The sequence below is a fragment of the Pseudomonas sp. D8002 genome (genome assembly GCF_013385695.1).
GTDB lineage: Bacteria > Pseudomonadota > Gammaproteobacteria > Pseudomonadales > Pseudomonadaceae > Aquipseudomonas.
Genome location: NZ_JACAPM010000062.1, coordinates 1 through 24,467, shown reverse-complemented (window position 1 = coordinate 24,467; position 24,467 = coordinate 1). Strand labels below are relative to the sequence as shown.

Here is a 24,467-nt window from a genome sequence, read left to right as displayed (position 1 = left end):
GCTGTCGTCGCAGAACGGCAGCGGTTCAGGGCATTTTTCGAGCGGTCAGAGCATGCACACACATTCGGGGCAACCTCAAAAACTTTCGCAATCCATACGCGCCGCCACCGGGCACCGCGCCCACCTGGGTTGGCTACTGGCGGGGCTCGCCGCCCTGCCCGTTCCCGCTGCATTCGCCGCCGACGACCAGGAACCCACCCTCAAGCCGGTCACGGTCACCGCCACCCGCCGCGAAGAGTCGCTGCAAAAAGTCCCGGTGGCGGTTTCGGTGCTCGATGGCGAACAACTGGAGCGTGACAATCGCAACGGCGTGGCGAGCATCGTCCAGCAGGTACCCTCGCTGAATTTCCGTACCGGCGCGTCGAACAAGGACACCTCGTTGTTCGTACGCGGAGTGGGCACGATATCCACCTCGCCCGGGGTTGAACCCACGGTGGCGACGGTGATTGACGGCGTGGTGTACGCCCGCCCCGGCCAGGCTACCCTGGACCTGCTCGACCTGGATCGTGTCGAAGTGCTGCGCGGGCCCCAGGGCACACTGTTCGGCAAGAACGCCTCGGCCGGCGTGCTGAATATCACCAGCAAGGCGCCGACGGCCGAGACCCACGGCTATATCGACCAGTCCTACTTCAGCGGCAATGAAAGCCGCACCCGCTTCGGCCTGGGCGGCAGCCTGATTCCCGGCACGCTGAAGGGCTCCATCAGCGGGCTGTTCGGCAGCTACGACGGCAACGTCGACAACAAGCACAACGGCCAGGAAGTGAACGGCTACAACCATCAGGGCGTGCGCGGCAAACTGGAGTTCACCCCCAACGACGACGTGAAACTGACCCTGATTGCCGACTACATGCAGTCCCACGACGATGCGCCAAATGGCGTGGTGAGCAAATCCCTGACCCCGGCGTTCGCCAACGCGCTGAACCCGGTGCGCGGGACCAGCGACAACCGCGACATCAACACCGACACCCGCAGCCACGTGGAGGACACCAACAAAGGCCTGTCTGCCCAACTGGACTGGAACCTCGGCGACTACACCCTGACCTCGATCACTGCCTGGCGCGGCTGGGACAACACCCAGTACCAGGACGGCGACCGCCTGGGCACCGTGACCGCCGCTTTCCCCGGCACCGCCGACAAAGGCCAACTGGCGTTCGACCAATACTCCCAGGAGCTGCGCCTGGCCTCGCCCAAAGGCGAATTCCTCGAATACGTCGGCGGCCTGTTCTACATGCACGGCAAGGATCAGGAAACCTACCAGCGCACCCTGACCACCACCACACGCACCGACCGCGGCATCGCCGACTACGGCACCACCAGCGACAGCTACGCGGTGTTCGGCGAGACCACGCTGAATTTCACCTCGGCCTTTCGTGGCATCGCCGGCCTGCGCTACACCCACGACGACCTGGAATACGATCACCGCCGTGTCTCCACCTCGGCCACCACTGTCAGCGGCATTCAACCGGCCACCAGCAGTTCCGGCTCGGTGGACGAAGACGGCTGGTCCGGCCGGCTGGGGGTGCAATACGACCTGAGCGACACCGTCACCAGCTACCTGACCTACTCGCGCGGCTACAAGGGCCCGGCCTACAACGTGTTCTTCAACATGCAGCCGCGGGACACCGACGCGCTGAAACCGGAAACCTCCAACACCTGGGAAGTCGGGATCAAGGCCACCAGCTGGAACAATCGCCTGACCACCAACCTGGCGATCTTCCACAGCGACTACGACAACTACCAGGCGAACTTCTTCGACACCGTCGCCGGGCAAGTGGTGACGCGCTTGATCAACGCCGGCAGCGTCAGCACCGAAGGCGTCGAACTCGACTACGCGTTGCAGGCCACTCAACAACTGAAGCTCTCCGGCGCGCTGGCCTACACCCGGGCCCGCATCGATGAGTTCGCCTGCCCGCCTGGCGCGGCGGCGTCCTGCAACGTCAACGGCAAGCCGCTGCCCTTCAGCCCGGACTGGAAAAGCTACGTGCGCGCCGACTACAGCATCCCGCTGGATAACGGCCTGGATATCGAACTGGGTACCGACTACAGCTGGCAGAGCGAAGTGCAGTACGACATCAGCCAGAACGTCGACACCAAGCAAGGCGCCTACGGCATCTGGAACGCCAGCGTCGCCCTGGCCGACTACAGCAACGGCTGGCGCGTGGCCCTGCTGGCGAAGAACCTCACCGACAAGTCCTATTCACCGCTGCTGGCCAGTGGCGGCAGCTACATTTACCGCGCCGTGCCCCGTGACGATGAGCGTTACTTCGGCGTGCAACTGCGCAAGGATTTTTGAGCATGCCCCGTGAACTGAAACTCGGCGCTTTCCTGATGGCCACCGGGCACCACGTCGCCGCCTGGCGTCACCCCGATGTACCGGCCAATGCCGGGCTGGATTTCGCCCACTACAAACGCCTGGCGCAAATTGCCGAAGCGGCGAAATTCGACGCGCTGTTCGTGGCCGACAGCATTGCCGCCGCCACCGGCGAAATTGCCAGCCGCATGGCGCGCTCGGATCACTTCGAGCCACTGACGCTGCTGTCGGCATTGAGCGTGGTGACCGAACACATCGGCCTGATCGCCACGGCCACCACCAGCTACAACGAGCCGTACCATGTGGCGCGCAAGTTCGCCTCACTGGATCATCTGTCCGGCGGGCGCGCCGGCTGGAACCTGGTGACCTCGGACAACGCCGCCGAAGCACAGAATTTTGGCCGCGACGAGCACCTCGGCCACGGCGAACGCTACAGCCGTGCCCGGGAATTTCACCAGGTGGTGACGGGGCTGTGGGACAGCTGGGAAGACGATGCCTTTGTGCGCGATAAGGCGAGTGGCAGCTACTACGACCCGGCGAAACTGCATGTACTCGGGCATGTCGGCGAACAATTTCGTGTGAAGGGCCCGCTGAACGTGGCGCGCTCGCCCCAGGGTCAGCCGGTGATTGTCCAGGCGGGTTCGTCCGAGGCAGGCCGCGAATTGGCGGCACAAACTGCCGAAGTGGTGTTCACCGCCCAGACATCATTGGCCAATGCCCAGGCGTTCTATGCCGACCTCAAGGGTCGCCTGGCTCGATACGGGCGGGAGCCGGATGCGCTGAAGATCATGCCGGGGGTGTTTGTGGTGGTCGGGCAGACAGAAACTGAAGCCCGGGACAAATTCGAGGCCTTCCAGCAGTTGGTCGAACCGCAGGTTGGCGTCGCGTTACTGGGGCGCATGCTGGGTAACTTCGACTTGTCCGGCTACCCGCTGGACGGCCCGCTGCCGGACCTGCCATTGACCGACAGCGGCCAGCGCAGCCGCCAGCAACTGCTGACCGAACTGGCGGGCCGCGAACAGCTGAGCCTGGCGCAACTGGGCCGGCGCATCGCCGGTGGCCGTGGGCACTACAGCCTGATCGGCACACCCGCGCAGATCGCCGATGAACTGCAGCACTGGTTCGAGAATGGCGCCGCCGATGGCTTCAATGTGCTGGTGCCGCACCTGCCGGGCGGGCTGGAAGATTTCGCCCAAGGGGTGGTGCCGGAACTGCAACGGCGTGGCCTGTTCCGCACCGAATACGCCGGCACCACCCTGCGTGAAAACCTTGGATTGGCGCGACCGGCCAATCGCTTTGCGGAGAAACCGGCATGAGAATTCCTGCACTGTTGTTTGCGCTGTTTGCCCTGACTCAAACTGCAATGGCCGCCGAGCCGGCCACCCTGAGGATCGGCTACCAGAAAGGCTCGATCGCCCTGGTACTCGCCAAGGAACATGGCCTGCTGGAAAAACGCTTCGACCAGACGAAGGTGCAATGGATCGAATTCCCCGCTGGCCCGCAGATGCTCGAAGCCTTGAACGTGGGCGCGCTGGACGTGGCGTCCACCGGTGATATCCCGCCATTGTTCGCCCAGGCGGCGGGCGCCGACCTCGTCTACATCGGCGCTGAACCGCCCAAGCCGACGGCGGAAACCATCCTGGTGCAGGCCGACAGCCCACTGCACGGCATCGCCGACCTCAAGGGCAAGAAAGTCGCCTTCCAGAAAGGCTCCAGCTCCCACAACCTGATCCTGCGGGCCTTGAACAAAGCCGGCCTGAGCTACAAGGATATCCAGCCGGTTTACCTGCCACCGGCCGATGCCCGCGCCGCCTTCGAGCAAGGCAGTGTCGACGCCTGGGCAATCTGGGAGCCCTACTCGTCACTGGCCCTGAGCCAAAGCCCGAGCCGCGTCCTGGCCAACGGCGAAGGCTTGAACCTGTCTGGGCCGATCTATACCGCGCGCCGTGCATACGCCGAGGCCAATGGTCCGTTCATCCACGCCCTGCTCGATGAACTGAGCGCCGCCGAAGCCCTGACCCGCAGCCAGCGCGAAGACAGCCTGCAGGTGCTGACCCGTTTCATGGGTTTGCCGGCCGGGGTGATTGCACGTTACGTCGACAACCGGCCGCCATCGCCGATCCTGCCGATTGATAAGGACATCATTGGGGCGCAGCAAGAGACGGCGGACCTGTTTTACCAGAACCGCCTGCTGCCCAAGCCCATCGATGTACAGAAGGCTATATGGCAGGCTCCTCAGAAGTCGACGGTGGCCGACAGCAAGTAAGTGCGCGGCGTCGACAAGGTCAATCCCGGCTCGCTGTCATCCGAGGCACCGGCCGAACTCCAGTAGCGCCGGTTGGCCACGTTCTCGACATTGGCCCGCAGGGTGATGTGCTTGTCGTCGACCTTGAAGGCGTAGCGTGCGCCGACATCAAGCCGCGTCCAGGCGTCGATTTCCTTGACGTTGGACTGGTCCAGGTACTGCGAGCTGGAATAGATCCCGCGGCTGGTCAGGGTCAGGCCTTCAACAGTCGGCACGTCCCACTCCGCGCCCAGGTTGACGTTGTACTTGGGCGTGGCCGGCGCGCGGTTGCCGTCGTAGGTGCCGTTGGTGGTGTGGGTCAGTTCGCTGTCGATGTACATCACCCCGCCCAGCAGGCGGAAACCCTTGAGCGGCTCGCCGAACACGCTGAGTTCCACACCATCGTTCTGGCGCTTGCCATTGGGGCCGAAGACCAGCGTGGTGGCGTTGGTCTCGTAGGCCGGCTGCTTGATCCGGAATACAGCGGCCGTCACCGCGAACGCACCGGCGTCGTACTTGGCGCCGACTTCGACCTGACGGCTGATGAACGGTGGGAAGATTTCGTCATCGTTGACCGACGCCGACGGCGCGACCTTGCCCTGGCTCAGGCCTTCCATGTAGTTGGCGTACAACGAGAGCTTGTCGGTGGCCTTGAACAGGATGCCGCCGGACGGTGAAATTTTTTCCTCGTCGTAGGCGGTGTCGCCTTTGACGTCATCGGTCCAGTCGTCGACCTTGACCCGCTGCCAGCGCGCACCGAGGGTCAGCAGCAACCGGTCATCGAAAAAACCCAGGGTGTCGGACAACGCCACACCGCTGAAACGGTTTTCGGTGTAGACCTTCGAGTCAAATCGCGTTGGCCGGCCAGGCGCCGGGGTTTCCACAGGGTTGTAGATATTGCTCGAACCCTGCGCATATCGCGCGCCGCCGTTTTCGAAGTCCATGTAGAAGTAGCTGGCCGCCAGGTTGACCTCATGGCTCACCGGGCCGGTATGGAACCAGTTGCGCACGCCCGCCGTGGCGGTGCGCACGTTTTCATCGCGGGTGAAGTCGCGGGGCTGCACGCTGAAATCGCCGGCGTTGTTGGCCACCGACACTGCATGGCGCAGGAAGTCATGGTTGCTTTTGCGCGCACCGACGCCGCCGTAGAGCATTAGGTTGTCGCTGAGATCAAACTCGCCGTTGACCGTGCCGAAGGTGTCGTTGGTGCTTGCCTTGCTCCAGGGCTGCGCGTAGTTGTGGCGTACGTCGTTGGCACTCGGCACCCTGGCGTCGGGCCCGACTTGCACACGTTCCTGGGGGGCGTCGGTGTCGCGCTCGGTGCGGCCGATGTCGGTGGAGAGTCGCAGGCGTTCACCGCGAAAATCCAGGCCCAACACGGCCATTTCGCGGTCGACACTCTGGTCGTCCCAGGCAGTGTCGCCGGACTGCTTCACGCCGTTGAAACGCAGGCCGAATTTATTGTCTTCACCAAAACGCCGGCCTATGTCCACGGCTCCGCCCGCCTGGCTGTCGGAGGCCCAACTGCCGGTGAGCGAGGTGATGGGTGTGTCGGTGGCACGCTTGGGCACCACGTTGATCCCGCCGCCCACGCTGCCCCGTGGCGAGATGCCGTTGATCAACTGGCTGGGGCCTTTGATGATGTCGACGCGCTCGGCCATTTCCATATCGATGGTGTAGGTCGGCAATACGCCATAGAGGCCGTTGTAGGCGACATCACTGTTGAACAGGCTGAAGCCGCGAATGGTGAATTGCTCATAGCGCCCGCCGGCCGGGTTGGTGGCGCGCACCGAGGGGTCGCTGGCAATCAGGTCGCCAAGGGTACGCGCCTGTTGGTTCTTGACCGCCGCGCTGGTGTAGGTGGTCATGCTGAACGGAGTATCCATGAAGTCCTTCGAGCCCAGCAGGCCCTGGGAGCCACGGCGCGCCACCTGGCCACCGGCGAAAGACTCGCTGTCGCCATCGCCGGTGGTGCCGAGAATCGAGGTGGGCGCCAGTTGCAGGCTGCCGCCTTCGGGAACCGGGGTCAGCCTATAGGCCTGCTCGCCCATGGGCTGCAGTTGCAGGCCGGAGCCCTGGAGCAGGCGCGCGAAACCTTCTTCGACGCCGTATTCGCCGGACAACCCGCTGCTGTTGCGGCCGCTGACCAGCGCCGGGTCCACCGAGAGGTTGACCCCGGCCAACCCGGCGAAACGGGTCAGCGCGGCACTCAGGCTGCCGGCCGGCACCTGGTAGCTGCGCCGGGGCGCACCGTCTTCGGCATAGCTGATGGGAACGAACAACGGGCTGGCACTCAGGCTCAGCATGAGGCTGAGGTTCAGCAACGGGCGTATTGCGGGCATTGGAAGAAGCTCTCGATTTTGTTCACTTACCTGGAATGACCAGTCACGTGAAAAAAAGGGACAGGCTTCAGCCACTATTTTTTGATTATTACGGTTTGATGCCTTTGAGCTTCTGGAGCAGCTCCATCAATTGCTCCAGGGATTCCTCGCCGAACTGCTTCTGAATCTTCAGGTAATTGCTTTCCATCCCGGCGCTCATGTCGACGAAACACTGCTGGCCCTGTTCGGTCAGGGCGACGAACACCCGGCGCTGGTCTTCGGCGGATTTGCGCCGGCGCACGATGCCGTCACGCTCCAGCCGCCCCAGTACGCCGGTCATGCTCGGCTTGAGGATGCATGCGAGGTGCGCCAGTTGGTGGCTTTCGAGTTCGCCTTGCTGGCGCAGGATGCGGATCACCCGCCACTGCTGTTCGGTCAGGTCATGTTCATTGAGCAACGGCCGGAAGAACGCCATGGTCGCTTCGCGGGCCTGGAGCAAGGTGAGCGTAAGGGACGGTCTGGGGGTGGGCATGGTTCACGCGCAATAGAGGTCGAAGCGACGAAGCTTAGAGTCGGTGTTCCGCGTGCGCAACCCGACGCACGCAGCAAGTCGTTAATTTCGAAACGAATTCATAAAAACCTGTTAATCCAGCTATTCAGCTTAAAGATAACATGTTAACAATATGCCCGCCCCTGCCCTGGTGGCGGGCTCTACCAACAAAAACAACAAAAGGAACGCCCCTCATGCATTCGTGCCTCTTTCGCACGGCGGCAAGCGCTGGCCTGTGCGCCGCGTTTAGCCCTCTGGTCGCCCACGCCGACTTCATCCAGGACAGCAAGGCCAGCCTGGACCTGCGCAATTTCTACATGAGCCGCGACTTTCGCCAGGCCAACGCGCCGCAGAACAAGGCAGACGAATGGGCGCAAGGTTTTGTGCTGCGCCTGGAGTCGGGCTACACCGAAGGCGTGGTCGGGTTTGGCGTGGACGCCCTGGGTGAAATGGGCCTGAAGCTCGACTCCAGCCGCGACCGCCGGGGCACCGGGCTGTTGCCGTCTGGCGCCAGCGGCGAGCCGGCCGACAGCTACAGCGAACTCGGCCTGACCGCCAAGCTGCGCCTGTCGAAGACCGTGCTCAAGCTCGGCACCCTGCAACCGCTGTTGCCGGTGGCCGCCTACAACGACACCCGGCTGCTGCCGTCGACCTACAACGGTGAACTGGTGACCTCCCAGGACATCGACGGCCTGACCCTGAACGTCGGCCGCCTGGAAAAACAGAACCTGCGGGACTCCTCCAACAACGAATCCATGAGCTACGGCGGCGTCAACAGCAGCCACCTGGACCTCGCCGGCGGCACCTACGCGATCAACCCGCACCTGGCCGCGACCTATTACTACGCGCAGATGCAGGACATCTACCGCCAGAATTTCATCGGCCTGGTGCATGACCTGCCGCTGGCCCAGGGCGTGAACCTGCGCACCGACCTGCGCTACTTCGACACCCGCGAGCAAGGCAGCGCCCTGCTGCGCAGCGCTTCGCGGGTGGACGGCGGGCGGATCGACAACCGCTTTTTCAACGGCATGTTCAGTTTGTCGGTGGGCGCACACAAATTCGGCCTGGGCTTTCAGAGCCTTTCCGGTGACGGCGACTTTGCCTTCCCGGGGCAAGACCCGTACTCGGTCAACCTGGTGACCATCAATATCTTCACCAAGGCCAACACCGACGCGTGGCAGGCGCGCTACGACTACAACTTCGCCGCCCTCGGCCTGCCGGGCCTGACCTTCATGACCCGCTACGTCGACGGCAGCCATGCGCAAACCGCCACGGTGCGCAACGGCCGGGAATGGGAGCGCGACACCGACCTGGTCTACACCGTGCAGAGCGGCCCGCTGAAGAACGTCAACGTGCGCCTGCGCAATGCGACCCTGCGCTCAAGCAACGGCCTGACCAGCGACCTCGACGAAAGCCGGGTGATCATCGGCTACACCGTGGCCCTGTGGTAACGCCGGGCGCCTCAACGCAACCCCGATTGACGCTGGCGGTATTCCCCCGGCGTCATTTGCGCGTAGCGCTGGAAGAACCGGCTGAAATACGCCGGGTCCTTGAACCCCAACTGGTAGCAGATTTCATTCGCCGAACTGCCGGTGAACAGCAGCAGGCGCCGGGCCTCCTGCATCAGCCGCTCCAGAATCAGGCGCTTGGACGGCAGGTCGGCGATGCGTCGGCACACCTCGTTGAGCCGCGCTTCAGTGACGCCGATACCGTCGGCGTAGCGTGACAGCGGCCAGTGTTGCAGGTAGTGGTCTTCGATCAGTTCGTTGAAGCGGTGGAAGATCCGCAGGTCTTCGTGCCGTGCAGGCCGGGCTTCCAGGGAATTGGCGCAGAGCCGCAGCAGGCTGATCATGATCAGCCGTGTCAGGCTGTCCAGGGCCGAACCGCGTCCGCTGGCCTGGGCGTTGATCTCGCTGCACAGCTCATCAAACAGGAATTCCAGGCGGCGCACCTCGGGCTGAAACTCCGGTGCCAGCCGCGCCAACGCCACGCAGGCCGCCGGCAATTGTGCGCCGGGGGCCAGGCTGGGGTCGGCGTCAATCAAGGCCCACACCAGTTGCTGGCGCACGGTCAGCACATGGCCGTCGGCGTCGGCTTCGGTGACGAAGGAATGCGCCACCGTCGGCGGCGTGAGGAAAAACATCGGCCCGGATTCGAGGTACTGCTGGTCGTCCAGGTAGACCCGCACCGCTCCGGTCTTGACGTAATGCACCTGGAAAAACCGGTCATGGCGATGCACCGGCATGTTGCGGCCAAAAAATCCCGCCAGGTTGCCGAGCCGGTCGTAGTGCACCTCGGCATCGCTGTAACGCTGGTCGTAGACCTGCCCGATGTTGATGTTGGGGATCGGCTGACGATCGCTCATCACTGCATTCTCTTTGTTGTTTTGACTGCCCTGAAATATTGCCACGCTTGACGATAGTTAACATCTTAATTATAACGTTAACACGTTAACGAATTTCCCACGGTGCAGGTCCGAATCTGCCCCGCCACTGCCAGGAGAAAAGCATGAGCCGTGCCCTGCATGATGTTGCGAACGGCACCCTGTTCGGCGTTGCGCTGAACTACCAGGGGTTGCTGAACCAACGTCTCGCCGAATTCGAACAAGCGCCTTACCAGAAACCACCGGTGAAGCCGGTGCTGTTCATCAAGACGCCCAATACCCGCAACGGCCACGACGGCGTGGTGCTGCACCCACAGGGTGAACGCCTGCAACCGGGCCCGGCACTCGGGGTGGTGATTGGCAAGAGCGCCAGCCGGGTCAGCGTCGAAAATGCCCTGGAGCATGTGGCGGGCTACACCATCGTCAATGAGTTCAGCCTGCCGGAAGACAGCTACTACCGCCCGGCGGTGAAAGCCAAGTGCCGGGACGGTTTCTGCGCATTGGGCCCGGAACTGGTGGCCCGCGACCAGGTCGCCAATCCGCATCAATTGAGCGTGAAGCTGTTCGTCAACGGTGAACTGCGCCAGCAAAACTCCACCGCCAACTTCGTACGCAGCCTGCCGCAGTTAATCGCCGAGATCAGCGAGTTCATGACCCTGCACGAGGGCGACCTGCTGATCACCGGCACGCCCGAAGGCCGGGTGGATGTGCAACCCGGCGACACGGTTGAAGTCGAGATCAGCGGCCTGGGCCGCCTGGTCAACCACATCAAGGCAGAGGAGCTGTCATGAAACACGCCCGTATTCGCTTTGAAGGTGAAGCCCACCAGGTGCTGGTAGAAGCTGAAAACGCCGTGCGCCTGGCCGACGGTCGCCTGCTGGCTGAAGACCAGGTCGAATGGCTGCCACCGGCCACCGGCAGCATGTTTGCCCTCGGCCTGAACTACGCCGACCACGCCGCCGAACTGGCCTTCAAGCCACCGACCGAACCGCTGGCGTTCATCAAGTCTCCCGGCACCTACACCGGCCATAACCAGGTGACCTGGCGGCCGGATAACGTCGCCTACATGCACTACGAGTGCGAACTGGTGGCGGTCATCGGCAAGCCGGCGCGCAACGTCAAGCGCGAGAACGCCCTGGAGTATCTGGCCGGCTACACGGTGTGCAACGACTACGCGATCCGCGACTACCTGGAAAACTACTACCGCCCCAACCTGCGGGTGAAAAACCGCGACGCCACCACCCCCGTAGGCCCATGGATCGTGGATGTCGCCGACGTGCCAGACCCGAGCAACCTGAAGCTGCGCACCTGGATCAACGGTGAGCTGCGCCAGGAAGGCAGCACGAAAGACATGATTTTCGACATCCCGTATTTGATCGAGTACCTGTCCAGCTTCATGACCCTGCAGCCCGGCGACATGATCGCCACCGGCACGCCGGAAGGCCTGGCGGATGTGGTGCCGGGAGATGAAGTGATCGTGGAAGTGGAAGGCGTAGGCCGCCTGGTCAATCGAATTGTCAGCGAGGCGGACTTTTTTGCCGCCCGTAAAGAGGCTTGAGCAATATGATCAAACACTGGATCAACGGCCGTGAGGTCGAAAGCAAAGACACCTTCATCAACTACAACCCGGCCACCGGCGAAGCCATCGGTGAAGTGGCCAGCGGCGGTGCCGAGGAAGTGGCGCAGGCCGTTGCAGCAGCCAAGGAAGCCTTTCCGAAGTGGGCAGGCACACCGGCCAAGGAACGTGCCCGCTTGATGCGCAAGCTCGGTGAGCTGATCGAACAGAACGTGCCGCACCTGGCCGAGCTGGAAACCCTCGACACCGGCCTGCCGATCCACCAGACCAGGAACGTGCTGATTCCCCGGGCGTCCCACAACTTCGATTTCTTCGCCGAAGTCTGCACCCGCATGGACGGCCACAGTTACCCGGTGGACGACCAGATGCTCAACTACACCCTGTACCAGCCGGTGGGCGTGTGCGCGTTGGTGTCGCCATGGAACGTGCCGTTCATGACCGCCACCTGGAAGACTGCGCCGTGCCTGGCGCTGGGCAATACCGCGGTGCTGAAGATGTCCGAGCTGTCGCCGCTGACGGCCAATGAACTGGGGCGCCTGGCGGTCGAAGCCGGGATTCCCAAAGGCGTGCTGAACGTAATCCAGGGCTACGGCGCCACCGCCGGTGATGCGCTGGTGCGCCACCCGGACGTGCGGGCGATTTCCTTCACCGGCGGTACCGCCACCGGCAAGAAAATCATGCAGACCGCCGGGCTGAAAAAGTACTCCATGGAACTGGGTGGCAAGTCGCCGGTGCTGATCTTTGAAGACGCCGACCTGGACCGCGCCCTCGACGCGGCACTGTTCACCATCTTCTCGCTCAACGGTGAACGCTGCACCGCCGGCAGCCGGATCTTCATTCAGGAGAGCGTGTACCCGCAGTTCGTCGCCGAATTTGCCGCCCGCGCCAAACGCCTGATCGTCGGCGACCCACAGGACCCGAAGACCCAGGTCGGCTCGATGATCACCCAGGCCCACTATGACAAGGTCACCGGCTACATCAGGATTGGCCTCGAAGAAGGTGCCACCCTGCTGGCCGGCGGCCTGGAACGCCCGGCCAACCTGCCGGCGCACTTGAGCCGCGGGCAGTTTATCCAGCCGACGGTGTTTGCCGATGTGAACAACCAGATGCGCATCGCCCAGGAAGAGATCTTCGGCCCGGTGGTGTGCCTGATCCCGTTCAAGGACGAAGCCGAGGCACTGCAACTGGCCAACGATACCGAGTACGGCCTGGCGTCCTACATCTGGACCCAGGACATCGGCAAGGCGCATCGTCTGGCCTACGGCATCGAAGCCGGCATGGTGTTCATCAACAGCCAGAACGTGCGGGACTTGCGCCAGCCGTTTGGTGGGGTAAAAGGTTCCGGCACCGGCCGTGAAGGCGGCCAGTACAGCTTCGAAGTGTTTGCCGAGATCAAGAACGTGTGCATTTCCATGGGCAGTCATCACATCCCGCGCTGGGGTGTGTAACCCGGATATAACAACGCTACCTGTAGGAGCGAGCTTGCTCGCGAAGAACCCGCAGGCGCCGCGGGCTAACAGAAGTGCTGCGTTATCGTTGACGTTTTTCGCGAGCAAGCTCGCTCCTACAAAAGAATAAATACTCAGGAGAATGATCATGGGCGAAGTGGTTCTGGCAGCGAAGATCTGCCACGTCCCCTCGATGTACCTGTCGGAACTGCCCGGCAAGCACCACGGTTGCCGCGAAGCAGCCATCGCCGGGCACAAGGAAATCGGGCGGCGCGCCCGTGAACTGGGGGCCGACACCGCGGTGGTGTTCGACGTGCACTGGCTGGTCAACAGCGGCTATCACGTCAATTGCGGCGAGCATTTCAAGGGCACCTACACCAGCAACGAACTGCCGCACTTCATCAAGAACATGGAGTACGAGTACCCGGGCTGCCCCGAGCTGGGCGAGTTGATCGCCGCCGAGGCCAACCTGGCCGGCGTGCGCACCATGGCCCACAACATCCCGAGCCTGGAGCTGGAATACGGCACCCTGGTGCCGATGCGCTACATGCACATGGGCGTGCCGGACGCGCAGAAGTTCGACGTGATCTCGATTGCCGCGTGGTGCGCCTGGCACCGCCTGGAAGACAGTTTCGCGTTTGGCGCCGCCGTGCGCCGCGCCATCGAAAAGAGCGACCGCAAAGTGCTGGTGCTGGCCTCGGGCTCCCTCTCCCACCGTTTCTCGGACGACCGCGAAGCCGAAGCCAACATCCACAACTGGACCCGTGAATTCGACAAACAGATGGACCTGCACGTGGTGGAGATGTGGAAGCAAGGCCGCTTCAAGGAGTTCTGCGCAATGCTGCCGGACTACGCCGAGCACTGCTTCGGCGAAGGCAAGATGCACGACACCGCGATGCTCCTGGGACTGCTGGGCGGGCCGGACTACAACCAGCCGGCCGAGATCATCACCCAGCCGTTCGGCAGTTCGGGCACCGGGCAGATCAATGCCATTTTCCCTTTATGAGCCTTGGTGAAGATCACCTGTAGGCGCTGGCTTGCCTGCGATGCAGGCACCTCGGTGTATCTGTCGCACCGAGTTGATGCCATCGCAGGCAAGCCAGCTCCTACAAGGAATTCGCTGCACCTCACCCCAAGAGGAGATACACATGCCGCACTTCATCGCCGAATACACCGACAACATCGAGCAGCAGGCCAACCTGCCGGCCCTGTTCGAGCAGGTTCACGCCGTGCTGGGGGACAGCGGCGTGTTTCCCCTGGGGGGCATCCGCAGTCGCGGAGTGCGCCTGGACACCTGGCGCATGGCCGACGGCAAGCATGACTACGCCTTCGTCCACATGACCCTCAAGGTCGGCCACGGGCGCGACCTGGAAACCCGCAAGGCGGTGGCCGAAGCCCTGTTCAAGGTCATCACCGAACACTTCGCCGAGCTGCAATCCCAGCGGCTGCTGGCGTTGTCGTTCGAGATGATCGAGCTGCACCCCGAGCTGAATTTCAAGCAGAACAACGTGCACGCATTCCTGAAGAACCAGGCGGGCTGAGCACAGCCCACCTTTCCGCCCATGGCCACTCAAACAAAAAAGAACAACATCATGAGCACAGCCAATACCGCCGACAGCACCACCCTGATCGAACATCAGCGCACCCACAGCATCGTCACCTGGCGACTGATGCCGTTGCTGCTGATCTGCTACCTGTTTGCCCACCTGGACCGCATCAACATCGGCTTCGCCAAGATGCAGATGAGCACCGACCTGCACTTCAGCGACACGGTGTATGGCCTCGGTGCCGGCCTGTTTTTCATCGCCTACGCGCTGTTCGGCGTACCCAGCAACATGGCCCTGGACCGGGTCGGCCCACGGCGCTGGATCGCCTGCCTGATGGTGGTGTGGGGCGTGCTCTCCACCAGCATGCTGTGGATCGAAAGCTCCACGGGCTTCTACGTGCTGCGCTTTCTGCTGGGGGTGGCCGAAGCCGGCTTCTTCCCGGGGATCCTGGTGTTCCTCAACCGCTGGTACCCGGCCCGCCGCCGCGCGCAAGTCACCGCACTGTTTGCGATTGCCGTGCCCATGGCCGGTGTGATTGGTGGCCCGTTGTCCGGTGCGATCCTGGAGAACTTCCATGATTTCGGCGGGCTGCGGGGCTGGCAGTGGATGTTCCTGATCGAAGGCGCCCCGGTGGTGCTGCTCGGCCTGGTCGTCCTGAAATACCTGCCCGACAGCTTCGAAACCGTGAAGTGGCTGGAGCCCGCGCAAAAGCAACAACTGCGCGAGCAACTGAGCACTGAAGAACAGCGCAAATCCATCACCTCCTTCGGCGGCATCCTGCGTGACCCGCAGGTGTGGCTGCTGGTGGCGGTGTACTTCGCGGTGATGCTGGCGGTGAACACCCTGGCGTTCTGGATGCCCACCCTGATCCACGGCGCCGGCATCGGCCGCGACAGCCAGGTCGGCTTGCTGAGCGCCGTACCGTATCTGGCCGGGTGCTTCTTCATGATCGGCTGCGGGCGCTCGTCCGACCGCAACCGCGAACGCCGCTGGCACCTGTGCGTGCCGTTGCTGATGTCGGCCATCGGTATTGCGGTGGCCGGGCTCTCGCCCACCAACCCGACCCTGGTACTGGGCGGCCTGATCCTCGCCGGCATGGGCGCCAGCGCTGCGCTGCCGATGTTCTGGCAATTGCCGCCGGCGTTCCTGTCCAACAGCACCCAGGCGGCCGGCATCGCGCTGATCAGCTCGTTCGGCAGCATCGCTTCGTTCCTCGCGCCCTACCTGATCGGCTGGATGCGCGACACCACCCAAAGCGCGAGCCTGGCCCTGTACGTGCTGGCGCTGCTTATCGCCCTCGGCGGCCTGCTGGTGCTGCGCACCCATGCGGCCATCGTCAATCCCCAGTAGAGATTTTGTCATGCTTGATCAAGCCCTTATTCAGCAAGCCGCCGCCCGCCTCGACCAGGCCGAGCGTTCCCGTGAACAGGTGCGCCAGTTTTCCCTGGAGCATCCGAACATCACGATTGAAGACGCCTACGCCATCCAGCGCGCCTGGGTGGCCCGGAAAATCAAGGACGGGCGCAAGCTGGTCGGGCACAAGATCGGCCTGACGTCGCGGGCGATGCAGGTGTCGTCGAACATCACCGAGCCGGATTACGGCGCCCTGCTCGATGACATGTTCTTCGACGAAGGCACCGACATCCCCTTCGAGCGCTTCATCGTGCCGAGGGTGGAAGTGGAACTGGCGTTCATCCTCGGCAAGCCGCTCAAGGGCCCGAACTGCACGATTTTCGATGTGCTCGATGCCACGGAATGGGTGATCCCGGCGCTGGAAATCATCGACGCACGCATCCAGCAGATCGACCCGCACACCAACGCCACCCGCAAGGTATTCGACACCATTTCCGACAACGCCGCCAATGCCGGCGTGGTGATGGGCGGCCGCGCCGTGCGCCCCACCGAGATCGACCTGCGCAAGGTGCCGGCGGTGCTATACCGCAACGGGGTGATCGAAGAGTCCGGGGTGTCGGCTGCGGTACTTAACCATCCGGCCAAGGGCGTGGCCTGGCTGGCGAACAAACTGGCGCCGTACGACGTCACCCTGCAACCCGGCCAGATCATCCTCGGCGGCTCCTTCACCCGCCCGGTGGCGGCGAATCCGGGTGACACCTTCCATGTCGACTACGACATGCTGGGTTCCATCTCCTGCCGCTTTGTCTGAATACTGGAGGACTGTTTCATGGACATGCCCATCAACCGCTTCAAGCAACGCCTGCAACGTGGCGAGACCCAGATCGGCCTGTGGCTCGGTTTGGCGGACGCTTATTGCGCCGAACTGGCGGCGAATGCCGGGTTCGACTGGCTGCTGATCGACGGCGAGCACGCGCCCAATGACCTGCGCGGCATGCTCGGCCAACTGCAGGCTGTCGCGCCTTATGACAGCCAACCGGTGATTCGCCCGGTGATCGGCGATACGGCGTTGATCAAGCAGGTGCTGGATATCGGCGTGCAGACGCTGTTGGTGCCGATGGTGGAGACGGCTGACCAGGCACGGCAGCTGGTGCGGGCGATGCGTTATCCACCGGGTGGTGTACGGGGCGTGGGCAGCGCGCTGGCGCGGGCGTCGCGCTGGAACAGTATTCCCGGTTACCTGGATGAGGCCGATGCGCAGATGTGCCTGCTGGTGCAGATCGAGAACCGTGAAGGCCTGGACAACCTGGACGCGATTGCGGCGGTTGATGGCGTGGATGGGGTGTTTATCGGGCCGGCGGATTTGAGTGCGGCCATGGGGCATCGGGGGAATCCCGGGCACCCCGAGGTGCAGGCGGCGATTGAGGACGCCATCGTAAGGATTCAAAAAGCCGGCAAGGCGGCGGGCATCTTGAGCGCGGATGAGAAACTGGCGCGGCGGTATATCGAGCTGGGGGCGGCGTTTGTGGCGGTAGGGGTGGATACGACGGTGTTGATGCGCGGGTTGCAGGGGTTGGCGGCGAAGTTCAAAGACACTGCGGCACCAGCCACTACCGGCGGCGTGTACTGACGCTCTGAAACCACAAAGATCCAAAATGTGGGAGCGGGCTTGCTCGCGAAAGCGGTGTATCAGTGCCAGGTTTGTTGGCTGACCCACCGCATTCGCGAGCAAGCCCGCTCCCACATTTGGATCGGCGGTGTGTCAGCGCTTGATGGTTTTCAACTCATCCAGCAACCCCAACAACACCTGCAACTTCTCCTCCCCGAACTGCTCCTGCAACCGCTGATAATTCTCCTCCATGCACTGGCTCATCGACTCGAAACTGGCCTTGCCCTTCTCCGCCAGCGTCACCAGCACCCGCCGCTGATCCTGCTCGGCCTTGCGCCGGTGCACCATGCCCGCTGCCTCCATGCGCACCAGCACGCCGGTCATGCTCGGCTTGAGAATGCACGCCAGTTCCGCCAGTTGGTAAATCTCCAGCTCGTCATGCTGGCTGAGAATTCGAATAACCCGCCATTGCTGCTCGGTCAGCCCATGCTCATTCAGCGAGGGCCGGAAAAAACTCATCGCCGCTTCACGGGCCTGAAGCAAGGTCAGGGTCAGGGATTGTCTGGGTTTCAACATAGGCTCAGGGTCACGATAGATTTAGTTAATGTTTTAACGAAACTCTAACACTCTCCTCCCCACCTCACGCTATAACTTGTGAAGCCGGCGAAGGCTCTGGCGCGCAGGATCAAAACCGGCGGCACACAGAATCAAGACATCCAGCGCGCCAACGGCCTTAATACACTCATTAGCTCTTCACTGTCAGGCAGCGCAATGATCAATATCGAAACGCCGACCTATTACACGGCGACCAAGAAATACAACCTCAGCTTCCCCACCCTGGAGCAGGACGTGGAAGCCGACGTGGTGATCATCGGTGGCGGCTTTTCCGGGATCAACACCGCCCTGGAGCTCGCCGAAAAAGGCATCACCAACATCGTTGTGCTGGAAGCGCGTTACCTGGGTTTCGGCGGAACCGGGCGTAACGGTGGGCAGATCATGGCCGGCATTGGCCACGACCTGGAAAAGATCAAGAAGGACGTGGGTGAAGACGGCCTGCGCCAGATCTTCGAGATCAGCGACCTGGGCGCCGACATCATCAAGAACCGCATCGCCAAGTACGACATCGATGCCGACTTCTGCCACGGCTATGGCTACATGGGCTTCAACGCCCGCCAGGAAAAGACCCTGCGCGCCTGGGAGAAAGACTTCAAATCCATCAACACCCAACACGAGATCCGCTTTCTTGGCGGCTCCGACGTCAGGCAGATCATCGGCTCCGACGCCTACAGCAGCGCCCTGCTGCACATGGGCGGCGGGCATGTGCACTCGTTGAACCTGCTGCTGGGCGAAGCCAAGGCCCTGGCCGGCCACGGCGTGCGAATTTTCGAGAACAGCCCGGCGCTGGAAGTCAGTTATGGCGAGCGCATCACCGTGCGCACCGGCCGCGGTTCGGTCAAGGCCAGCAAGCTGCTGTGGGCCTGCGACAGTTTCCTCAACAAGCTGGAGCCGGAACTGCACCGCTCGACCATCAACACCTACGCGTTCCAGATGATGACCGAGCCGTTGCCAGAAGAGCTGATCAACCGTATCAGCCCGATTCGCGGGGCCTACAGCGACATTCGCCCGGTGATCGACTACTACCGCGTCACCAACGAAAACCGCCTGCTGTTCGGCGCCGCCACGCCTTTGGTGGAGCACATTCCCGGCGATTTGAAAGCCTGGAACCGCAACCTGATGCTGAAGATTTTCCCGTACCTCAAGGACGTGAAGATCGACCTGGCCTGGGGCGGCCCGATGGCCTGCAGCCCGAACCTGTTCCCGCAGGTCGGCACCTTGCCCGGGCGCAGCAACGCGTTCTATGTGCAGGGCTATTCGGGCTTCGGCGTGACCCCAAGCCACATCATCTGCAAGGTGCTGGCCGAAGGCATGAGCGAAGGGTCGGCGCGGTATGACCTGGTCAGCTCGATCCATCGCCCGACCATCATCGGCAAGGACGCGATCCGCCCACTGCTGCTTACCGCCGGCAAGTCCTGGCATCAGCTCTCCGGTTACTGGAACGGCCGCCGCTAAATCCCACGCCTGACACCTGTAGGAGCGAGCTTGCTCGCGAAAAACCCAAGGGCGCCGCGCTCATCCAGAACGCCAACGTCATCGTTGACGACCTTCGCGAGCAAGCTCGCTCCTACAGTTGGTCACTAAATTTTTCTCATCAGGAGCAACTGCCATGACCCTCGTTACCCTCAAGAAAGACATCCAGCTATCCGAACTCGACGCCTGGGGCACCGTCGCCGACCTCGGCTCGACCATCCTCGAAGGCGAAGTCCGGGCCTTCGGCAAAATGACCTTCGGTGCCCCCACCGACCCGGTCAGCAGCGCCTATTTCGGCACCACCCAGGGCAAGTTCCGCATGGTCTACCCGTTTGCCGAACAGGCCACCGTGGTCACCGGCGAAGTGGTACTCACCGACGAATCCACCGGCCAGAGCACCCGCTACAAGGCCGGTGACAGCTGGTTCGTGACCAAGGGCACCCCGGTGCTGTGGGAAGTGGTCAGCGAAAGTTTCGTCAAACACTACTTCGCCGTGGTGTGATAGCCCCGGCTGCCGGCACCCGTCGGCAGCCTTTTGGCGCAGGTGCCCACCCATGCACGCTCTCCCCGCCCACGAAGTCGCCGGCCAGTGCCTGCAGGCTTTCACCCGCTTGATTCCGGTCAGCCAGGCCGCGTTCTATTGCGTCGACCGCCAGCTGCAAGCCCGGGATTTCCAGTTGCACGGCATGAGCGGCGAAATGCACCGCGACTACCTCGACAACTACCGCCAATTCGACCCGTTGCAACCGCGCAACTGCCTGTCCAGTGGCCTGGCGGTGGTGCCGCTGGGCCTTGCCATGGCCCGCCAGCCGGCGCGGGATACCCGGCGCTATGGGGATTTTCTGCGGCGCTATGGCGTGGTCGATGTGGTGGAGATTTTCGCCCAGCGCGCCGGCCAGCCCCAGGCGGCGATTTCGCTGTTGCGCACCGCCGACCAGGGCGCTTTCACCGGCGAGCAACTGGCCCAACTGAACGCCCTGCAAACCTTGCTGCAACTGGCGGTGGCCAACATGCAGCCCACTGAAGATGCATTGGCCGGTCTCACACCCAAGGAGCGCCAGATCGCCCTGCTGTTGCGCCAGGGCGCCAGCAATAAACAGCTGGCCCAGGAGCTGGACGTCGGCCTGCCCACCATCAAGACCCACCTGATCAACCTGTTTCGCAAGACCGGCGTCAGCAGTCGTACCGAGCTGGTGGGCAGCCTGTTTCTGTAGTTCGCCTCAACCATCCGGTTGATACCCGCGCCTGCTCCCGGGCGCGATGATTCGTGGTGTTCACCCACCCAACCGGAGCATCGCAAATGACCACCCCTTCTGACTGGATCACCGTGGGCGCCCTGGCCGACGGCTTCGCCCCAGAGGCATTTATCCTGCCGAACCTGGCCGACCTGAGCGGCAAGGCCTTCACGCTGCACTTCGCCAATGGCTGGCAGATCGAGCACCGGTTCGAGCGCGACAGCCTGTCCTGGGTCGCGGCCGACGGTCACTCCAGCGGCAGCGCCACCTACCGTGCGACCTCGGTGCGCCCAGGCCTGTACCTGGTGGATTTCATCAAGCGCGAAGGCACGCAGGCCTGGTCGGTCAGCCTGGTGCTCGACACCGCCAGCGCTTCGTTCACCGCTGTGCTCGGGCGCATGCCCACCCAGGAACAAACCCGCGAAGGCCTCTACAGCCGCGCCCTTGCCGGCAAGCCGCTGACGTCGGTGGAAGTGGAATTCCTCCACGGCAGCCTCGACCGCCCGTGGCAGCCAGGCCAATGCCCCCACGCACCAACCACCGACCTGATCGGCCTGCGCAACCAGTATCGCTACAGCCCGAGCGAGGTCTACGAGCACATCTACCTCAACCACCAGTTCTACGCCTGGCAATGCCTTAAGGGTGTCGAGCAAGGCCTGTGCGACACCGACCGCTGCGATTACTACAAGATCGCCGACCAGCTCTACCTGTTCGTCTGGCGCGAAAAAATCATCCCCACCCTCGGCCTGGTGCTGATCGACCTGCAGCAACACCGCAGCGACGGCAAGATCTTTGGCTATGCCGACGCCTCCTTCGATGAACTATCGAACTTTCCCATCAGTTCCTACTGCCAGGTGCTCAATCGCACGGAGCATCCCGATGACTGAGCCGCGCACGATTGTGATCACCGGGGCCGGCACGGGCATCGGTGCTGCGTGCGCCCGGCTGTATGCTGCCGAGGGTGCGCAGTTGATACTGATCGGCCGTCGTCGCGAACCGCTGGAGCAGGTCGCGCGGGAAACCGGGGGGTTGGTGTTGGTGGGTGATGCGGCCTGCCCGCAGACCTGGGAGGGTTTTATTGCGCAGATTCGCCAGCACTATGGGCGGATCGACGTGCTGCTGGCCTGTGCGGGCGGCCATGGCGTGGGCAGCGCCACCGACACCAGCCCGCAGACCTGGGAAGCGGCGCTGCGCAGCAACCTCGACAGCGCCTTCTACAGTGCGCGGGCGTGCTTGCCGCTGCTGCTGGAAAGTGGCGGGAACATCGTGCTGATGGGTTCGATTGCCTCACTGGCTGCCGGGCCCGAGGTGTGCGGCTACACCACGGCCAAGCATGCCTTGCTCGGGCTCAATCGCTCGCTGGCCCGGGATTACGGCCCGCGCGGGGTGCGGGTGAACGCGGTGTGCCCCGGCTGGGTGCGCACGCCGATGGCGGATGAGGAAATGCAGCCGTTGATGGATTTCCATGGCGAGACGCTGCAGCACGCCTATGACCGGGTGTGCGCCGATGTGCCGTTGCGCCGGCCGGCCAGCGCTGAAGAAATCGCCAGGGTGTGCCGCTTCCTGGCATCCAGTGACGCGTCGATCATTACGGGTGCGACGCTGGTGGCGGACGGGGGCTCAAGCATCGTCGATGTGCCGACGCTGGCCTATGCGCGTATGGAGCAGCGTCATGAATGAAGACCTGGATTTCACTGGTCGCAACGTATTGGTAACGGGTGGCGCCCAGGGTATTGGTCGGGCCATCGTCGAAGCGTTTGCCCTGCGGGGCGCGCGGGTGATGATCGCCGACCTGCAACTGGCAGAGGCGCTCGCGCTGGAGCTGTGCGGGCGCGGCTGCCAGGTGGAAGCGGTGACGGTGGATCTGGCGGATGCGGCTGCGGTTTTCGAGCTGATTGCAGGGGTGGAGCACGACTGGGGGCGGCTGGATATTCTGGTGCATAACGCCGGGTATTTTCCGCTGACGCCCTTTGCCGAGATCACTCCGGCGATGCTCGGCCGTACCTTGGCGGTCAACCTCTCGGCGTTGTTCTGGCTGACCCAGGCGGCGCTGCCGATGTTCCGCCGTCAGGGTCGGGGCTGCGTGCTGGTTACGTCGTCTGTCACGGGGCCGCGGGTTGCGTTTCCGGGGTTGAGTCACTATGCGGCGTCGAAGGCCGGGGTCAACGGGTTCATTCGCAATGCGGCGCTGGAACTGGCCGGTTTGAATGTGCGAGTCAACGGTGTGGAGCCCGGCATGATCGCAACCCCGGCCATGGGCAACCTGGGGGATGACCAGGTAAATGCACAGATCGCCAGCCGGGTACCGCTGGGACGGCTGGGCGCACCGTCGGATATTGCCGGGGCAATGCTGTTCCTGGCATCGGACCTGGCGGGCTATATCACTGGGCAGACGCTGGTGGTGGATGGCGGCTCGACCTTGCCGGAGGTTTAACGAAACGTCCTACCGAACTGCCGGATAACCTCTACTCCCCTGCCCTGAGAACCTCTGCAAAGTCCCTCGCCTGATCACACAGCGCGAGGGAACGCCGATGTTTTTTTCGATTAATGCCCTGCCCGATGGGGCTGCCTCTTGAATCCCGCCATAGGCTTTCTGGTCGTGGCGGCGATGGACCCGAAGACGCGCGACGTCGATGGGGTTCTCAACGACTTCACACATTGCCTGAACACCTACGACGCGTGGGCCGAGAGCTTCTGGAGCTTTTCGGCACTGGATGTCGAGCAGGTGTTCAAGGTCGGCGACGAGGTTTCGCTGGTCGCGCCCATCACCCGTTCCCTGTATCCCGCCAGCACCGTCGCGACCTGCAAGGCCAACTCACCGTTGACCCTGGTGCACATGTTCCAGAGCACACGGTTCGTGCCCATCGGCAATACGCCGGTGATGCTGCAGGAAGTCGCGCAAGACGGTGGCGCCCTCGGCGACCCCATCCATAAAACCATCGGCCCCAGCGGCATTCTCGAAGTCACCGAGTGCACCGTCGACCGGCAGTACCGGGTCAGTTTTTATCCCAACGTTTCCCAGGATCACGTCAAGGCACTGTATGCCTCCTACCAGTCCGAGATCAGCTCGCTGGAAGGCAACCTGCGCGGTCAGTGGACGAGCACGTTCAATCCGATATGGGAGAGCTATTCCAAGGCGGGTTATGGCGAGCGCTACACCTCGCTGCAACTGGCTTATGCGCGGGGCTTTGAAAACGTGCTTTACGGCCTCTGGGACGGTATTGCGCAGCTGTACCAGTGGTTGGCAGACATCAAGCCCAACACCGAAAAGCTCCTGCAGTACCTCTCCCAAGCCGAGCTTGGAGCGCTCCTGAAGCTCAGTCATGAGGCGATTGCCAAAGGATTGTTGATTCTCAGCGACGAGCCGCTGCTGTTCATCTACCTGTCCGCGATGGTCAGTTGGATACGCATGCTGCCGCCGCATTACATGTTTGAGTTGCTCGGGGAAATCACCACCGAGGTGTTGCTCAACCTGCTGTTGCTGTGGGCTACCGGTGGCATGGGTGTGGCGGTACGGCTGGGCGCGCAGGTGCTGGGCAAGGTCAGGTCCGAGCGGGCACGGGAGTGGTTGGAGCAGATTGCCAAGTTGGGCGGTACAGCCCCGTTGGATAGGCATGCGGAGGTGCTTAAGCCGTTATCGCTTCAGAGTCATGCAGTGCCGGTCAAGGCTGCGGCGGTGCCGTTGAAGGCTGGCGTGGACGAGATTTCCAATCCGGCACCGATGGTGCGGGAGCCGAAGACGGCGCGCACGGCGCTGGTGAA

The 24,467-nt window shown here is 63.0% G+C and carries 22 protein-coding genes and 1 pseudogene; 19 read left to right on the top strand and 4 right to left on the bottom strand.

Annotated elements, in window-relative coordinates; all coding sequences use genetic code 11:
* Positions 1 to 52 precede the first annotated feature (52 nt).
* From HX807_RS29930 to HX807_RS29920, 3 genes are read left to right on the top strand one after another with little or no spacing between them, the layout of a single operon-like run.
* Positions 53 to 2,293 carry a TonB-dependent receptor gene (locus HX807_RS29930; protein WP_177051982.1) on the top strand — a complete coding sequence of 747 codons (2,241 nt, stop codon included), beginning with the start codon at positions 53 to 55 and terminating at the stop codon, positions 2,291 to 2,293.
* Positions 2,294 to 2,295: 2 nt separating this feature from the next.
* A complete protein-coding gene (locus tag HX807_RS29925; RefSeq protein ID WP_177051980.1) occupies positions 2,296 to 3,627 on the top strand; it encodes an LLM class flavin-dependent oxidoreductase in 1,332 nt (443 codons plus the stop codon).
* Positions 3,624 to 4,577 carry a sulfonate ABC transporter substrate-binding protein gene (locus tag HX807_RS29920; RefSeq protein ID WP_008437192.1) on the top strand — a complete coding sequence of 318 codons (954 nt, stop codon included), beginning with the start codon at positions 3,624 to 3,626 and terminating at the stop codon, positions 4,575 to 4,577. The genes HX807_RS29925 and HX807_RS29920 overlap by 4 nt, the downstream gene beginning before the upstream one ends.
* Here HX807_RS29920 and HX807_RS29915 read toward each other — a convergent pair.
* A complete protein-coding gene (locus tag HX807_RS29915) occupies positions 4,547 to 6,937 on the bottom strand; it encodes a TonB-dependent receptor (RefSeq protein ID WP_177051978.1) in 2,391 nt (796 codons plus the stop codon). The genes HX807_RS29920 and HX807_RS29915 overlap by 31 nt on opposite strands.
* 88 nt (positions 6,938 to 7,025) lie before the next feature.
* Positions 7,026 to 7,448, bottom strand: coding sequence for a homoprotocatechuate degradation operon regulator HpaR (hpaR, locus tag HX807_RS29910; protein WP_177051976.1), 423 nt, complete (start codon positions 7,446 to 7,448; stop codon positions 7,026 to 7,028).
* A 212-nt stretch (positions 7,449 to 7,660) separates the two neighbouring features.
* Between hpaR (HX807_RS29910) and HX807_RS29905 the strand changes: the two genes are divergently transcribed.
* The gene (locus tag HX807_RS29905; RefSeq protein ID WP_177051974.1) at positions 7,661 to 8,917 is read left to right on the top strand and encodes an OprD family porin; all 1,257 of its coding nucleotides are present in this window, start codon (positions 7,661 to 7,663) and stop codon (positions 8,915 to 8,917) included.
* 11 nt (positions 8,918 to 8,928) lie between these two features.
* Here the strand turns inward: HX807_RS29905 and hpaA are convergent, their stop codons facing one another.
* The gene (gene hpaA, locus HX807_RS29900; protein WP_003209891.1) at positions 8,929 to 9,831 is read right to left on the bottom strand and encodes a 4-hydroxyphenylacetate catabolism regulatory protein HpaA; all 903 of its coding nucleotides are present in this window, start codon (positions 9,829 to 9,831) and stop codon (positions 8,929 to 8,931) included.
* Positions 9,832 to 9,974: 143 nt separating this feature from the next.
* On the opposite strand from hpaA, the gene HX807_RS29895 reads away from it, so the two are divergent.
* The 8 genes from HX807_RS29895 (at position 9,975) to hpaI (ending at position 17,403) form a co-directional block, all read left to right on the top strand.
* Positions 9,975 to 10,640, top strand: coding sequence for a fumarylacetoacetate hydrolase family protein (locus HX807_RS29895; RefSeq protein WP_102368624.1), 666 nt, complete (start codon positions 9,975 to 9,977; stop codon positions 10,638 to 10,640).
* Positions 10,637 to 11,407, top strand: coding sequence for a fumarylacetoacetate hydrolase family protein (locus HX807_RS29890; protein ID WP_177051971.1), 771 nt, complete (start codon positions 10,637 to 10,639; stop codon positions 11,405 to 11,407). Before HX807_RS29895 ends, HX807_RS29890 begins: the two co-directional genes overlap by 4 nt.
* A 5-nt stretch (positions 11,408 to 11,412) precedes the next feature.
* A complete protein-coding gene (gene hpaE / locus HX807_RS29885; protein ID WP_177051961.1) occupies positions 11,413 to 12,873 on the top strand; it encodes a 5-carboxymethyl-2-hydroxymuconate semialdehyde dehydrogenase in 1,461 nt (486 codons plus the stop codon).
* A gap of 148 nt (positions 12,874 to 13,021) precedes the next feature.
* A complete protein-coding gene (gene hpaD, locus HX807_RS29880) occupies positions 13,022 to 13,879 on the top strand; it encodes a 3,4-dihydroxyphenylacetate 2,3-dioxygenase (protein WP_003209884.1) in 858 nt (285 codons plus the stop codon).
* Between the two features lie 142 nt (positions 13,880 to 14,021).
* Complete coding sequence (locus HX807_RS29875) at positions 14,022 to 14,414, top strand: 5-carboxymethyl-2-hydroxymuconate Delta-isomerase (RefSeq protein WP_087694947.1); 393 nt, start codon at positions 14,022 to 14,024, stop codon at positions 14,412 to 14,414.
* A gap of 51 nt (positions 14,415 to 14,465) precedes the next feature.
* Positions 14,466 to 15,770 (top strand): MFS transporter, encoded by a 1,305-nt coding sequence (locus HX807_RS29870; RefSeq protein WP_008437183.1) that lies wholly within the window; start codon positions 14,466 to 14,468, stop codon positions 15,768 to 15,770.
* A gap of 10 nt (positions 15,771 to 15,780) precedes the next feature.
* Positions 15,781 to 16,584, top strand: coding sequence for a 2-oxo-hept-4-ene-1,7-dioate hydratase (gene hpaH, locus HX807_RS29865; RefSeq protein ID WP_008437182.1), 804 nt, complete (start codon positions 15,781 to 15,783; stop codon positions 16,582 to 16,584).
* A gap of 18 nt (positions 16,585 to 16,602) precedes the next feature.
* Entirely contained in the window at positions 16,603 to 17,403 is an 801-nt protein-coding gene (hpaI, locus tag HX807_RS29860) for a 4-hydroxy-2-oxoheptanedioate aldolase (protein WP_102605821.1), read from the top strand.
* 132 nt (positions 17,404 to 17,535) lie between these two features.
* On the opposite strand, the gene hpaR (HX807_RS29855) is transcribed toward hpaI, so the two are convergent.
* Complete coding sequence (gene hpaR / locus HX807_RS29855; RefSeq protein WP_003209875.1) at positions 17,536 to 17,958, bottom strand: homoprotocatechuate degradation operon regulator HpaR; 423 nt, start codon at positions 17,956 to 17,958, stop codon at positions 17,536 to 17,538.
* Positions 17,959 to 18,153: 195 nt separating this feature from the next.
* Between hpaR (HX807_RS29855) and HX807_RS29850 the strand changes: the two genes are divergently transcribed.
* The 7 genes and pseudogenes from HX807_RS29850 to HX807_RS29820 all read left to right on the top strand — a co-directional run.
* On the top strand, positions 18,154 to 19,452 hold the full coding sequence (locus HX807_RS29850) for an FAD-binding oxidoreductase (protein ID WP_008437180.1): 1,299 nt from the start codon (positions 18,154 to 18,156) through the stop codon (positions 19,450 to 19,452).
* Between the two features lie 154 nt (positions 19,453 to 19,606).
* The gene (locus HX807_RS29845) at positions 19,607 to 19,972 is read left to right on the top strand and encodes a cupin domain-containing protein (RefSeq protein ID WP_003209872.1); all 366 of its coding nucleotides are present in this window, start codon (positions 19,607 to 19,609) and stop codon (positions 19,970 to 19,972) included.
* Between the two features lie 52 nt (positions 19,973 to 20,024).
* Positions 20,025 to 20,684, top strand: coding sequence for a LuxR C-terminal-related transcriptional regulator (locus HX807_RS29840; protein WP_102605819.1), 660 nt, complete (start codon positions 20,025 to 20,027; stop codon positions 20,682 to 20,684).
* Positions 20,685 to 20,770: 86 nt separating this feature from the next.
* Positions 20,771 to 21,592 carry a molybdenum cofactor biosynthesis F family protein gene (locus HX807_RS29835; RefSeq protein WP_177051959.1) on the top strand — a complete coding sequence of 274 codons (822 nt, stop codon included), beginning with the start codon at positions 20,771 to 20,773 and terminating at the stop codon, positions 21,590 to 21,592.
* On the top strand, positions 21,585 to 22,385 hold the full coding sequence (locus HX807_RS29830; protein ID WP_177037359.1) for an SDR family NAD(P)-dependent oxidoreductase: 801 nt from the start codon (positions 21,585 to 21,587) through the stop codon (positions 22,383 to 22,385). The genes HX807_RS29835 and HX807_RS29830 overlap by 8 nt, the downstream gene beginning before the upstream one ends.
* Complete coding sequence (locus tag HX807_RS29825) at positions 22,378 to 23,139, top strand: SDR family oxidoreductase (RefSeq protein ID WP_003209865.1); 762 nt, start codon at positions 22,378 to 22,380, stop codon at positions 23,137 to 23,139. Before HX807_RS29830 ends, HX807_RS29825 begins: the two co-directional genes overlap by 8 nt.
* Positions 23,140 to 23,313: 174 nt before the next feature.
* Positions 23,314 to 24,467, top strand: a pseudogene (locus tag HX807_RS29820) (type IV secretion protein Rhs); the annotation flags it as partial.